This window comes from Burkholderia sp. M6-3, assembly GCF_050858985.1.
In the GTDB taxonomy this organism is placed as follows: Bacteria; Pseudomonadota; Gammaproteobacteria; order Burkholderiales; family Burkholderiaceae; genus Paraburkholderia; species Paraburkholderia caledonica.
Genome location: NZ_CP110092.1, coordinates 144,116 through 157,519, shown reverse-complemented (window position 1 = coordinate 157,519; position 13,404 = coordinate 144,116). Strand labels below are relative to the sequence as shown.

Sequence of the window (13,404 nt, the reverse complement as noted above, 5' to 3'; positions counted from 1 at the left end):
ATGAACTTATCCTTACTTGACCGGACTCTCAGTTTCAGCCTTGCCTTCAGTGAATCGTCTAAGATTTGCCCTAACAGCCGCATTCTCATAGCCACGATGATTGACCGGCTTTGCGATGGTGTTTGTCGTTTCGCGACAGAAAATCAAGACCGTCTGCAAGCTAGAGCCGATGCCGGCTGCGCAAGATAAGGTTGCCGAAAAACGACTCGGGCGTCAGGAGAATATTGATTTAAATAGTCGACCTAGAGCGCTGTCTTTGCGCTTTCGTGTAGGTCTCGGCTGGGTTACGGGCTCATCTCGATATGCCACAAGCCGTTGGGCGTCCACTGTGTGAGCGTGATGCGTTTCGCGAGCATGCGCGTAGCGGTGATGCTCCCCAATAGGAGCATGCGCCCACGACGTCTGCATTTGCGGCGGCAGCGTGTATGCGGGGCGCAACAACTGAGTAGGCACTTGCTCAGTTCCTTTGCCTGGCGTCACTCGGTAAGCATCAACGCTGTTCGAGCGGTTCCGAAGGTTTATCACCGTTGTTGGAGGCTGGAATTCACGTCCGATTGAGTTAATTTGCATCGGGTAGTAAGGTGCCGGTTGAGGTGCACGCGGCGTGTGCATCGGTTCAGCAAGATTAGCCTGTCGCGACAGAGAAGCGGGGTCCGATGGAAAATTGGAGCGTATTCGCGATAGCTCGCTCATGGGCGATTCGCCGTCCGCTAAGATCGTGACATGGACGCCATTACCGAACTCATTAAAAGACAATATGCGGTAGGTATTGCGATCGTCCAAGAGAATCTCGCGCTTTCCGCCGCCACCGGCGACCTGAAACCGAGATGTCACTCCTTTGGCAGAATGGCGATCGGAGCGGGAGCTACCTTTGGCGACGATAGTGATATGGAGTTGTTTTGCGTGAGGCGGCGCTTTCTTCGTTCTCTTTCGAGAGTAGTTCTCTGCGATTGGCTTATGCGTTGTTGTCGACGGTGGGCGCTCGGTACTTCTTGAACCGTTGTCCATCACGTAGCCGTGAATCAGAGCGTAGGCTGAGGCGTAGTTGTCTGGGTGATATTCACCTTTACGAAAGTTCCTCTTGATTCCAGCAATCTCATGTGGCTCTATGGAGCCTCCTCGAAAAAGCTTTCGATAAGTGCCCGGCGGTGCGATCGGGACGGCGAGTGCATGGACGTCGGACCGCACTTGCTGAGCATTAGCTCCACGAGGGTTGGCAGCGTGTCCGGCACCAAATAATTGTGTCGTTCTCCCATAGATTTCTGCGCCTAGCAGCTCAAGTCCCGGAATTGGCAGATTAAGTCTCGCCGATCGATCTTCGACCTGATGCAGAACACGCTTCTCATCGTCGGAGTCCATTAGTTCTGGATCTTCGTAGCCGGCAAGCTTTCTTCGCCTCCGGTTAAGATGTGCATCATCGAAGTTAAGCTCCCAATGTTGAACTTGGGGGGCTGTCCTGTTTGCTTTCATTGCTTTTCCTTTTTTGCTGTTTTTAATCTGTGGTTGCGGAAAACGATTTTTCGCTCTTCGGCTCTCTCAAATCCCTCATAACTATCACAGTGCTTCCAGTTGAAGAACAATTTGTTGCTTCAGGCGGCACGCGCGCATATGCCCCGATGGCCGCGTTCAACTCAATTTCGAATCAGCGGTTCCATCGAGATGGCACACAATCCTCGGCGTGGTATCGTTAGCAGTTGCATTAGCGAAGTGAGCACTGTTTTGATCCAGCCGTTGGCTTTAGGAAAAGTCGATTGGCTTGATTATTCTCCATTTTTGCCTGTTTCGAGGACCGTTTGCGCAGTCGAACCGCTCGGCTGTATCGAGTGCGCTTGCATTCTTGTGAATGCCGCTTACGGCGTTCTTAGACTAATGCTTATCTAAGTACGGGTTCTATCTCAGTGATTCAAAGACTTAAAAGGTTCTAGAGGAAAGTAGTCGATCTCAAGTATGTCTATGCATAAGGATCCCCCCCTCTCACTCGTTAAGCGACAGATTGAACAGTTTGTTGCCGAGTGGAATAGTCATGAATTCGGCCGCGCTTTTGACGCGTTCTGTACCGAGATATGCGTGAAAAAATGGCTCTTAGCATAGACAATTCATTTTTAATTTGCCACTCGTATGAACTTGTGAACACGCTAGTCGCTTGCGTTTTTGCTAGGCTTTCAGTTGTTACGTGTCCTGACAATACCACTTCCGGACAGTGAACTGTTTGAAGCATGCGAAGCCGCTTCACAGAATCCGACGTTATGGAGATTTCATTTTGGGTGTGCTGTGTGCTGTCGTGGCGAGTAATGCCAGCCTCGCTTCGCATCTGGCACCTCGTGCGGAGGCGAGAGCCCCTAACACGAGGCGGTGCTTCCTAGCAGCCGACGAGAAGTACAGGGCCAAGGGACCAAGGCCCCAAATTCGTGGCATCTGAGTAATTTGTTTTGTGCGACGCGCCCCATCATTCTGACCTGCCCCGGCAACTTGAGACCGACTTGATCTAGGATAACGGCGCATCCATGCGGACGGCGCTGCCCTTCGCCGCATGCCTTATTAGCGGCTCTCCGCGATCGATCACGGCGCAGTGATCGAACATAAGCGACTCGGTCGGAGTAGCCCCTTGATTTTCAGGACGCGAGGCACCTTTAAAATAAGAGGAAATCTTGTGACTAGTTTCAAGCCTAGGCAAATCGTGGAAAGCATTGAACTTCTGACCGCGCCGGAGCGTCGTCGTCGACGTTTGGTGGAGGAGAAAGTGCTCATCGTGCGGGATACCCCGGAGCCGGGAGCAACGGTTTCAGCGGTTGCCCGGCGACAAGGGGTCAACCCAAACCAGGTGTTTGCTTGGCGCCAGCAATACGAGGAAGGCAGCCTGGCTGCGGTGAAGGCTGGAGCGGCCGTGGTGCCCGCCTCGCAATTAGCCACAGCGATGAAGGACATCAGCAACTGTCTTGAACGTCAAGTTGGTTTGGAACCTTATTGATGGAAAACCGCGCCCCACGGCTTATGTGTTCTGACTCGCATTAAGGATGGTCAGAAGCTTGCGCATGGAGGCAACGAGTGCAACCTTCTTGGGCTTCCCTGCCGCGACGGGTCGGTCATAGAACTCTTTAATGGCCGGATTGAAGCGCGTCGCGACCAATGCAGCCACGTACAGAACATGGCGCACACTACCTTGGCCGCCAAAGATCGTACGTTTGCCTTGCATGCGGCCGGAGTCCCAATTGATCGGCGCAATACCAATGAGGACACTGACCTCACGGCGCGATAGCTTACCCAGTTCTGGCGTTTCCGCGATCACTGTGGAAATCGTTGTCTTCCCAACACCCTTCGCGCTGTCGAGCAGTGCGGACAGATTGGCAAAGTGCATCTTCACTTGCGTGCTTATCTGGTTGTCGATGTGCTCCAGTTCTTTGGTCAATGCCTCAATGATGGTATCGATGCTTTTTGTGGTAGCGGCAGGCGACTGAGGCAACCGGTTACGTTCGGCGACGAGCATAGCGATTAACTGACGACGGCGCGTGACCAAAGCCACCAAGACCTGTTGTTTAGCGCTCGGTAACAGCTTGACGAATTTGTCGCGTTCCGGCTCCGCTCGATGACCTCTACGAGTTGTGCGAGGATGCGTGCGTCAATGCGATCGATCTTCGCAAGCTGCCCCCAAGGCCCGACAAATAGTTGCGGGTTTCGAAGGGGATTCAGTGGTTGTGTATCTCGCAGGCGAACACGCGCTCGATGGTGCGAAAGCGCTCCTTGAAGACGGCCGCATTAAATGACGCTTGCGGCCGCGTTTGTTCTGTTTGCGGTCGCGGAGAATGTTGGGCCTGATGCCGCGAAGTTGCGATCGCAGAAGGCCACCACCTTGTCGCCCTTCAGGTGCTTGTGCCCGCTGTAACCCAGGTTGCCGCCTCCTTTCTTGGCCGCCGTTGTCGTGCCGTCACCGTGGATGGTCGAGAGGTCGAGGCGCTGGTCCTGATGCAGCTGATCGGCCGAGCCCACGACGACCCGCTCGATGCTGCCATCGGCCTGCCAGCGCCGTATGATCCGGTAGAAATGGACGTGGTGGATCTCTGGCAGGCCCTGCGCATCCGTTTCGATCGGCAGCATCTTCCATCGGCAGCCCATATACAGCGCCTTCAGGACGTAATTGAACATCTTCTGTAACGGCAACGTCGGCGGCGGCCCGCGCCGGCCCCGGCCCAGATGCGGCAAGATAAATTGCTCGAACTGCTCAACCGTCATTTCATGGGAATCGCCTGCCGGCCATGATTTGCAGCCATTCTCGCATCCGCAAAGCCTTGACTTTAACCGCTCCGTTCGCGCCAACCCCGCATGCCAGTCCCGATGAGGCTCGCAGAAAAATTCGCCCTCTTCTGAAAACCCGCAATCAGTCGCGAGCGAAATCACGCGCCTGTCCTGGATTGATAATCGCCACCGCATAGCCTGCAGCCTGTAAAGCAGCGGCTGCAGCCGTTTCGGAGCCTCCCGTGACTTCTATCACAACCAGCGCAACCGGAAGCGGCGCCAGCTGGGCCAGCAACGCATCAAAGCCCTCGGGGCCGTTTGCCAAACTTAGAGGCGGCGCATTTACGCCTATAGCTATGTCCGGCGTGGCTTTCGCTATATCAACACCAACCGTGATAGGGGTGGACGTCGAATCTGGCAGGCTCGTCATTCCCATCCTTGCTTATGCACTTTAGGTTCAGGCACTGTTCGGGCTTTCGATGAGCGGCTCGGCTCGTGCGCCATCTGCTGATTTACGGGCTTGGAGGCCCTAGGGAACGACAGGCTGCACGTGCTTTGCCAAACCAGCATCAAATCAACGGAGGGCTGTGGATTTGTGAACAATGCGCCTTCAGCGCGCCGGTAGCTTACCGTGGGCAACGCTAGGCGTTGCTGACGCGCTCACCTTCGCCCACAAGCTCCACAGCCTTCTAGCATGATTCACAAACCAAGACCTTCAAGACTCAAGGAAGCTACAGCGTCTGCTTGGCAAGAAGACGCAGGAGGCGGAAATCCTGAAGGAAGCACTCGAGTATGGCCGCTCAAAAAACTGGATTGCGCGCTCGCCCCTACGGCCCGGGGACGACCAATGAAAACGGTCTGCGATGTTCTCGGCGTAGCGTGCTCGGCTCTGGCAGTCGAAAAGCCCGCTCCCCGGACTGGCAGGACGGCCGCCGCGCCCGACAGACCAACGACACGGAGCTGGTCGCTGCAATTCACGAACATGTGGCGGGTTTGCCGACTTACGGATACCGGTGAGTCTGGGCACTCATGCGACGTAGTCACGAAAAGACTGGTGCGCCATGCGTTAACGCCAAGCGAGTCTATCGCGTCATGCGCGACCATCAGTTGCTGCCACGGCGCCTTGGCCAACGTCGCGATACCCGCCGGCATGGTGGGCGCATTGCCGTTGACCAGAGTAATGTCCGCTGGTGCCAGCGTTACGCTTTCCATGAAGGGTCTCCCGAAACAAAACACCCTACAGCGTAACTCGCATGTAAAGTGGGAGTGACCATCTCATTAAATCTGACAGGCTCGATGTGTTGAGCAGCGAGCGCATGCTGATGGGCTTGTCCGCCAGGCTCATGACCTCGGTGAAGAACGCTTCCACGACTTCATGCTCCAGAAACCGGTCGCCGTTCATCGAGAACACCGAGTGGTCGCACACCGCGTCCTCATTCGCCAGCCCGACAAACCAGCGGAACAGCAGGTTGTAGCGCATCTGCTCGCCTCCGGATCAGTAGTCGACTCGTGCGTGGCATTGCTACGTCGGTCGCCTTTCCAGTCAGTGTCGGCGTTGCGGCCACCGCCGGCTGGCGGACCATCGTCCGGGCCGTCCTTGCGGCGGAAGCTCTTGTGACTGGCCTACGCCTGAATCAGCGTGCCGTTCACCGAGAAAAGCTCTCACGACAACAAGTCCCGCGCTACCACGGGCACACCCTGATGGAGAATCGCTCGGGGCTGGTGGTCGGCGCCGTGGTCAGTCACGCAGATGGTTTCGCCGAGCCGGCCAGCGCATTACAATTGTTCGATTGCATGCCAGGCGCTCATGCGAAGACAGTTGGTGCCGACAAGGCGTATGACACCCGCGACTGCGTGATCGATTGCCGCGCTCGCAACGTGACACCGCATGTCGCGCGCAACGATGAGCGTTGGGGCGGCAGCGCAATCGACGGTCGCACTTCGCGGCATACAGGGCTACCGGATTAGCCAGATCGTCCGCAAACGAATCGAAGAGCATTTCGGCTGGAGTAAAACGGTCGGTCGGATCCGGCATATGGGCTATCGCGGTATCAAGCGCGTCGACCAGCACTTCAAGCTGACGATGGTTGCGAGCAATCTGACCCGCATGGCCCGAATGCTGGGGTGGTGCCGCAAGCAGCGGCGCGATGAGCCGTCACGGCGTGAAGACTGCGCGCCAGCAGGGCTGCATGCGTGCGCATGCCCCGCGCGCATCGCGCGGCAAACCGGTAATTCAGCGGGAAACTGCACGCGCAAGTCTCCTGAACGTAGCTCCGGTCGTCATGACGGGGCGCTTTTCAACAGCCTGCTAGCGCAATGATCTATCGCGGTTGGACGGGAAACTGAAAACAGTTCCGGGATATGTGTGACGTCCAGCTATAAGTGGTGGTATTTCAGAGCTACGTGGCGCCGCCATTCGCTTTTTGGTTCTTTTATTCGGGCTCGTGATTGGCAACGCTAGCCGGGCAATGTAAAAAAGAGTATTAAATCTCTCGGACTTCCGAATCATGTCTACCCCACCTGTCCGTGGCCCCGGCGGTGCGTTCCACGTTGATGACAACTCAAGCGATCCGAATCGGGCACCTAGTCCATCGCGATCGCAACAAGCGCCGAGGCCTTCGCGTATCTCGACGCCGAACCTCCTGCAGGGCCTCGTACCCGCAGCAGCACGCGTGGCGGCCAGCGGCGGCCCGCGCGCGGATGTCGTGACACGGGCTCGCGCGGCAAATGCGGTGCATGCCGGTGCGCCAGCTGAACAGGTGATTGCGTCAAACAATCTGACCCATCCACGCATCGCCGAGATACGCCAAGCAGCACGCGAAGCGGCCAACGGCGGCCTGCCCGCGGATCTCTTGAGAGGGGTTCGCGCGTCAATCGCGGTGCAGGAACGCGCAACAGCTGAACAGGCGATTGCGGCAAACAATCTGACCCACCCACGCATCGCCGAGGTACGCCAAGCAGCAGCACGTGAGGCGGCCAGCGGTGGCCCGGGCGCGCGTTCGGTAGCGAGTCCGTTATCTCAGAGAGATACACGGACGCGAGAAGAGATCGCCCGTACGGCGGCGTTGCACCGTCCAACGGTACAGCGTGGGCTCGACGATTTGCCCTCGATGCGACAAAGCCTAGGCACAATCGCAGGCACCGAAGAGCAACGGCAACAGGCAAGAACATTTTCGCCCCGCTTGCAGGAAGTCGAGGACGCCCTTCATCAAGGAAACTGGGACGCTGTTCGCGACGAGGCTTTCGCGATCCACGAAGATTCTTTAGCCGATTACGAAGCTGACCGGATCACCGGAGTTGATTACAATACCATTTCGGAACAGTTGTCGATCGTCTTCCGCAGGGTGCCCGAGTGACATGGTTGAGATTGAGGCTATGCGAGGGCGACAACGCGTGAGGCGCACGTCCCTGTTTCCCGAAAGACGTTTCAGCGAGCAGTGTGCTCAGAATTATTGACCTTAGGGCTTCGCACCCTGTATTGAAAGATCATCAGACAGGCGGGACCGCGCAAGGCAGGCCCGAGACATATCACACCTTGAGTCCGCCATTTGAATAAGGCCCTTCGCTGCGAAATCCATCGGGGCTTCCGGCATGCCGGAGATTGAGCCTTAATCACCTCACCGCGGCGAACAATCGCCTTGCAAAGTAAGAAGCGTCCATGTAAAAAATGCCGTCTTTGCGGCCTTGGTATGCTTGCCGTTTCCTCGCGGACTATCGAGCCGGCAATGGATGCGGCCACACACGTGACATTAAACATGCGCGACGGCGGCTGTCTGAAAGTTATACGGTCCATTCTTGACGTGGCCTCAGGCATGGTCGTTCTAGCAGCATGCCGGGAGTCGGCGTCAGGACCGCCGCCAGACTCCTCACTGAAGTCGCTTTCAAAGCGTTCCCTTCAGCCGCGCATCTGGCTGCCTATGCCGGCCTCGCCCCAGTGACCCGACGCTCTGGCTCGTCCATCCGGGGCGAACATCCGTCCAGACGGGGCAATAAGGTGCTCAAGAGAGCGCTCTTCCTCTCGGCCTTCGCTGCCCTGCGCGACCCAATCTCAAGGGACTATTGCGCGCGTAAGGTCCAACAGGGCAAGCGCCACAATCAAGCACTTATCGCTCTCGCCCGACTACGCTGCGACGTGCTGTTCGCCGTGCTGCGCAACGGCACTTTCTACCAACCGAAATCCGCCCATAATGCTTGACGAATCACATAGGGGCACCCCCGTGAGGCAGTTCGCGATCCTCTACGATGATCGAATTACCTGAACCAGCGTCTAGAATGGAAGTGTCCGTGCTGACGATCCAATCGATCACTCGCCTTGAACACAAAAATTTTGACACTCCCGACTCGAAGCTTCGCATCGTCCATCGGGCTAAAACCATTGACCACGCCGCTCTGCAGCCCGCAAAGTGACGAGTGGCGGAAAGTTGCCAGGAGCCACATGAAGGGAGAACGTCGCAGCGGCACGCCGGCGGTCAGCGGTGCTCATGCAACTTCTGCGTTCGCCGCAGGGGTGGAAGATGGTCGCTGATGCGCACAAATCCCCTTGGTTTAGGTGAGTAAGGGTTCGTGCGATGTTACGTAACACCGCCGGGTCGTCCATCAAGCGTTGAGCAGGTGGTGCGTAATTTCATCCATCGGATCGCTTGCTGCAAATTAGCGCTGGCATGACTGTGTTATAAAAATTCTCCGAACAATCACTCTACGAGCGCTTGTCATGCCGACACCTATCGGATCAAGGCCTCCGAGCCCGATCACCACGTCACACCCTGAAGACAAAAATACTGCCACTCAAAGTTTGCCATCTGGTGGTGCTGCAAGAAGTCTTTCGAAGGAGGGCGCTCTGAGCGGCCTGAGTGCGCGCAAGAAAAACTTTACCCAACTTCCTGAGGACATCCATCGGGAGATAGCCGACCGGTTGCCAATAGCGGACGTTTCTAGGTTGTCGCGAACCGGAAGAGCCATGCATTCAGTGTTTGGGGAAGAAGTGAAATCATTCAGTTCCTTGAGCGAGAAAATCGGTTCTACTGCCGACCTCGCAGAGCTTCATCAGTTGACCGGGATTGGCGCATCCGAGGGTCACGAGACGGGGAAACAGACGATCCTTGGATGGAATAAGAGCCGTCAGGACGAGCTTTTTCTCAAGGTCGGCGTGCAGATGTCTAATGCGATGAAAGGCATGAGTGCCATCCCGTCGGAGAAACGCGCCGCACTGCTTGGACAGTGCATGACTGACTTCTGCCAAATGCGCCCCGAGGAACTTCGGGCGGCGGGCGTATTTCACGCTACCACCTTCATTAAGACCGCGCTGCCGCGAGAGAATCAACAAGCCTTTTTTGACAGGTCTCTTGCTGCGACAAAGGCTTTCCAACCGGCAAACCGGGCAAATACGCTGCGCGCGCTAACAACGTCTATTTTCCGATTCCCCGAACCAGCCGCTGCGGACTCTCTAGGCGATGCACGAAAGAATGTGGTCAACATCGCGAAGATCAGTGATGGAATAGCCTCGGCGCAGCTAAAACCGATCGTTGAAGGACTGGCAGAACACCCCAATCTCGTCCTGTTGGCGATCGGACAAGGGGACTGGCAGTCTCCGTTCAACGCGATTGTCGAAACTGGAAGTCGGTTATCGCCAAGCGACCGACAGTTTGTCCACAAACACCTGAATAGCTCACTCGACATGATTGAGTCGAATTTCGGTTCCGCCGGAATCGATGCGGCAAGGGAACGTTTGAAAGCATTGGAACCCCCTGCAGCAGAATGAAATGCAACCTGCATCTCCCGCAGGTCAGCGGGAGATGCGCAAAAATGCGCGTCAGGTGTGGGGTACGAGGCTGCCTCGCTCAATCCGGCCAGGGGAATCGACAATCGTCGCCACATCGCGCCAGTGACTTCTACACCATACGTTCGATAGAAGTGCCTGCTGCGTGCGAGGCACAATCGCGTCCCCGAAAAATGGATGCGCCGTCGCCGGAAATTGGTGATTCATCGTAAGCGCGCGATCTAGCACACCGAGTTCATAGGGGTGCACGGAGGTTGACGTGCCAGGCGGCGGCGCATCGATCGGCAAGGCGCTTCGAATGCATCGACCAGATCAAGCTTAGCGAGCGGCGGTGGTCAGTTTTGCGAGATTGAACGGCAAGAGGTCGGTCACGTCAGCATCCGGTTCTCGCTTCGGTAGCGTTTCGACCTGATACAGCGCCTTGAAGTATTCCAGCGCCTGCGCGGCACGGCCACCGGGTTTCTTCATGCCCTTGAGCGCTTCAACGAAGGCGCGACGGGCGTGAGCCAGGCAGCCGAAGTGCGTGGGGCCTTCGAGTGTGCGCCAGGCGGCATAGCCATCCGTCATCAGCAGGCCTTGATAGCCCGCGAGGAACGCTTGAGGATATTCCTGCCCGCGCCCCGGCTGGTAGTCGAACAGCACAACCGGCTGCGTGCTGCCGTCGGCACTGCGATACGTCCACATATACGAGGTGCTCTGCGCAGCACGGCCGGGTTCCTTGAGTACCTGCACCGTTGTCTCGTCACCGTGAATCAGCGGCTGCGACAGCAGTGTCCTGTGTAGAGCCTCATAGAGCCGGCTATAGTGCAGCTCGGCGGGCCGGATGATCCAGTTGGCCAGTGTGCCGCGTCCAACTTCAATGTCGGCGCGCCCCAATGCGTTGGCCATCCGGTATAGCGGTGTTCCGTCGACATACTTGCCGGCAGTCACGGTGGCGATCATCGCCGCACTCGCGTTGCTGCCCGGCAATGGCTGCGCCGGCATCGGTGAGGTGATCACCGGCGTGCGTTCGGCGTGGCGCTCGCAGTGCCGGCACGCGTACTTGAAACGTACATGCTGCAGCACCGAGGCCTTCGCCTCGATATGCAGCTGTTCGCTGATCTCTTCACCCATACGGTGAAGCTCGTGTGCGCAGCACGGACATATCTTCTGGTCATCAGGCAGGTCGTATTCGATGCGCTGACGTGGCAGATGGGCCGGTAGCGGTTTGCGCCCAGGACTGCGCCGTGGCGGTTGCGGCGCATCGGGCAGGCCAGTATCGGGCAGTGTGAAGGTGTCGGCAGCGACGTCCGCGTCATGCGCTTCGGTCGCAGCGATCTGCTCTGCCTCGTCGAACACACGATCGCGTAGCCTCTCACTGCTCGGGGCGAAGCGTTGGCTCTGCGCCAGGCGGAACTGCTCCTCTAGTTGGGCAATACGTTCGCCCAGCTGCCGGTTGCGTGACTCCAGTTCACGGATATAGGCCTGGGCGGCGGACGGCAATCGGGAGAAGTCGTCTTCATTCATGCTCCCAGGATAGTCGAATGCCGCGCGCTACAAGTTTACGGAGATTTGTAACAGTCACTCGCGCGCGTTGCTGGCCGGCAAACCGGTCATTAGCTGGCGTGCGATACCGCCGCGCCGGATGACGGCGCATTGCATCGATGTCTATACCCTCGAGCAGCCAGCGTAGCTGCTCGGTCGTCAGTTCGATCACCGCCTGTTGCCGGCGCGGCCAGATGAAGTGATCTTCTTCCAGACGCCGCACCATCAGCCAGAAACCGTTGCGCTCGTAAAGTAGCAGCTTGATCCGGTTGCGTCTGCGGTTGTGGAAGGCGTACACGGCACGCGCAATCGGGTCCAGTTGCATGGATTGCTCGACCAGCATCACCAGGCTGTTGATGCCTGCCCGGAAGTCGATCGGCTCGCGGTGCAGGAACACCTTCAAATCAGCTTCGAAGCGAAACATCAGCGCCGTCCCAGTGCCGCGATCATGGCGCTCACGAGCGCGGCGTCGCGTTCCGAGCATTCGAGCTCCAGCTTCACGCCATTGGGCAACTGGGCCGACAGCCATGCTGACGCTGGTGAGCGCGAAGACAGATGCGATGACCGCTGTTCTGGCTGCATGCGCACAGAATGCATCGACGCAGGCGCCGGCGCCGTATCGGCGATGGCGACGACCGGCACGAACGCCGACGGTGAAGCGGCCATGCCGTCGTTGCTCATGCGCGTTTGCGCCTGCCGATGCAGCCGAACCCATTTACGCAGTTGATTGGCGTTCACCCCGGCCTTCAACGCCAGACCGGACAATGACGCACCGGGCTGCTCGCAGGCCTCGACCAGCCGCCGCTTGCCTAGAGGATCGAAGCTGCGCTTGCCACCCACGCCAACGCGGGTCACCCGCAGGGGCAAAAATGAAAGGTCATCCTGGGTCATAAATTGCGTCCGCAAGTTGTGAGTTGCGGACGCAATCGTGAATCTTGCTGGACTCAAAAGCTAGGTGGGGGAAATCGAGCGCTTACGATTCATCTTCCTGCGTTGCTCGCGTGGATTGTCAAAACAGTCGTTTTGACGAATGCGATCGCCCGAAACGGCGCTGGGTCAGCCGGCACGCGAAGTGGCGCACCGCCTGTGCAGAACATCCGTTGCACAAGACAGCTTTGAACGTTGGCTATGCGCGCGTGAGCACGCGTCAGCATAACCTCGCGCTACACGTTGACGCTTTCAAGGCGGCCGGTGCACCAAGGTGCTCACGGAAGTCATTGAAGCAGGCCCCCAGATTTTTCAAGAGCGTTGACAAGGCTCGGGGTCAGCATGATGATCGGTCGTGAGTGACGGTTTCGATTGACCCGGATCAATAAAACGCGACGCCGCGTCGGGCCTCTTCAAGAAACTGTCATCCGGTCTTTCAACACTGGGGCTATCGGAGGAGTCAGCCTTGTTATTCGGGCAGGTCGAATATGCGGTTAACGTGTGCAGCAGCGTGGACTTTCCGCACCCAGATGGCCGAACGCAGCGCCGCGCTGCTCGAACACTGTTGTTCCAGAATCCAGAACCATTCCCCCTGTCGATATACGAGGACGTCGCCTTTGGCATCCGGCTGTATGAGCAGTTGACTTCGTCGGCCCTCGATGAGCGCGTCGAATGGGCGCTGTTGAGAGCTGCATTGTGGGACGAGGTTAAGGGCAAGTTGAACGACATGGGTAGCAGTCTCTTCGGCGGTCAGCAGCAACGGCTATGCATTGCCCGCATGATTGCCTGTTCGCCCCGAGGTGCTGCTGCTCGACGAGCATTGCTCGGCACTCGATCCCATCGCTATCGCGCATGGTTGCGGGTTTCGAAGGGGATTCAGCGGTTGTTTGCGCAACGATACGTCGATTCATGAAGTGCCCGACATGGCAAGAAGCGCACTGCGAGGT

6 protein-coding genes and 10 pseudogenes are annotated in these 13,404 nt (G+C 57.6%); 7 read left to right on the top strand and 9 right to left on the bottom strand.

Annotated features, from left to right (window positions below):
* Window positions 1-213: 213 nt before the first annotated feature.
* A complete protein-coding gene (locus OH764_RS33280) occupies window positions 214-1,470 on the bottom strand; it encodes a hypothetical protein (RefSeq protein ID WP_498851655.1) in 1,257 nt (418 codons plus the stop codon).
* 1,180 nt (window positions 1,471-2,650) lie between these two features.
* Between OH764_RS33280 and OH764_RS33275 the strand changes: the two are divergent.
* A pseudogene (locus tag OH764_RS33275) lies at window positions 2,651-2,953 on the top strand (transposase); the annotation flags it as partial.
* An 8-nt stretch (window positions 2,954-2,961) separates the two neighbouring features.
* Here the strand turns inward: OH764_RS33275 and OH764_RS33270 are convergent.
* The 3 genes and pseudogenes from OH764_RS33270 to OH764_RS33260 all read right to left on the bottom strand — a co-directional run.
* Window positions 2,962-3,687: pseudogene (locus tag OH764_RS33270) on the bottom strand (IS110 family transposase); the annotation flags it as partial.
* Window positions 3,688-3,753: 66 nt separating this feature from the next.
* On the bottom strand, window positions 3,754-4,392 hold the full coding sequence (locus OH764_RS33265) for a transposase family protein (RefSeq protein ID WP_498851654.1): 639 nt from the start codon (window positions 4,390-4,392) through the stop codon (window positions 3,754-3,756).
* Window positions 4,379-4,660 (bottom strand): annotated as a pseudogene (locus OH764_RS33260) (IS110 family transposase); the annotation flags it as partial. The pseudogene OH764_RS33260 and the gene OH764_RS33265, both read right to left, overlap by 14 nt.
* Before the next feature lie 298 nt (window positions 4,661-4,958).
* Here OH764_RS33260 and OH764_RS33255 point away from each other — a divergent pair.
* A pseudogene (locus OH764_RS33255) lies at window positions 4,959-5,454 on the top strand (IS3 family transposase); the annotation flags it as partial.
* 103 nt (window positions 5,455-5,557) lie between these two features.
* On the opposite strand, the pseudogene OH764_RS33250 reads toward OH764_RS33255, so the two are convergent.
* Together OH764_RS33250 and OH764_RS33245 are read right to left on the bottom strand one after the other, a co-directional pair.
* Window positions 5,558-5,716, bottom strand: a pseudogene (locus OH764_RS33250) (transposase); the annotation flags it as partial.
* A pseudogene (locus OH764_RS33245) lies at window positions 5,716-5,892 on the bottom strand (IS5/IS1182 family transposase); the annotation flags it as partial. The pseudogenes OH764_RS33250 and OH764_RS33245, both read right to left, overlap by 1 nt.
* Window positions 5,893-5,913: 21 nt before the next feature.
* On the opposite strand from OH764_RS33245, the pseudogene OH764_RS33240 reads away from it, so the two are divergent.
* From OH764_RS33240 to OH764_RS33225, 4 genes and pseudogenes are all read left to right on the top strand, one after another.
* Window positions 5,914-6,381, top strand: a pseudogene (locus OH764_RS33240) (transposase); the annotation flags it as partial.
* A 521-nt stretch (window positions 6,382-6,902) separates the two neighbouring features.
* Window positions 6,903-7,586 carry a hypothetical protein gene (locus OH764_RS33235; RefSeq protein WP_498851653.1) on the top strand — a complete coding sequence of 228 codons (684 nt, stop codon included), beginning with the start codon at window positions 6,903-6,905 and terminating at the stop codon, window positions 7,584-7,586.
* Window positions 7,587-8,053: 467 nt separating this feature from the next.
* Window positions 8,054-8,425 (top strand): annotated as a pseudogene (locus OH764_RS33230) (transposase); the annotation flags it as partial.
* A 516-nt stretch (window positions 8,426-8,941) separates the two neighbouring features.
* On the top strand, window positions 8,942-9,988 hold the full coding sequence (locus OH764_RS33225) for a hypothetical protein (RefSeq protein WP_498851652.1): 1,047 nt from the start codon (window positions 8,942-8,944) through the stop codon (window positions 9,986-9,988).
* A 384-nt stretch (window positions 9,989-10,372) separates the two neighbouring features.
* On the opposite strand, the pseudogene tnpC reads toward OH764_RS33225, so the two are convergent.
* The 3 genes and pseudogenes from tnpC to tnpA all read right to left on the bottom strand — a co-directional run.
* A pseudogene (gene tnpC, locus OH764_RS33220) lies at window positions 10,373-11,512 on the bottom strand (IS66 family transposase); the annotation flags it as partial.
* Complete coding sequence (tnpB, locus tag OH764_RS33215; protein ID WP_498851743.1) at window positions 11,505-11,927, bottom strand: IS66 family insertion sequence element accessory protein TnpB; 423 nt, start codon at window positions 11,925-11,927, stop codon at window positions 11,505-11,507. The gene tnpB and the pseudogene tnpC, both read right to left, overlap by 8 nt.
* Before the next feature lie 26 nt (window positions 11,928-11,953).
* Window positions 11,954-12,421 (bottom strand): IS66-like element accessory protein TnpA, encoded by a 468-nt coding sequence (tnpA, locus tag OH764_RS33210; RefSeq protein ID WP_011490266.1) that lies wholly within the window; start codon window positions 12,419-12,421, stop codon window positions 11,954-11,956.
* A 604-nt stretch (window positions 12,422-13,025) separates the two neighbouring features.
* Here tnpA and OH764_RS33205 point away from each other — a divergent pair.
* A pseudogene (locus OH764_RS33205) lies at window positions 13,026-13,302 on the top strand (ATP-binding cassette domain-containing protein); the annotation flags it as partial.
* Between the last annotated feature and the right edge of the window lie 102 nt (window positions 13,303-13,404).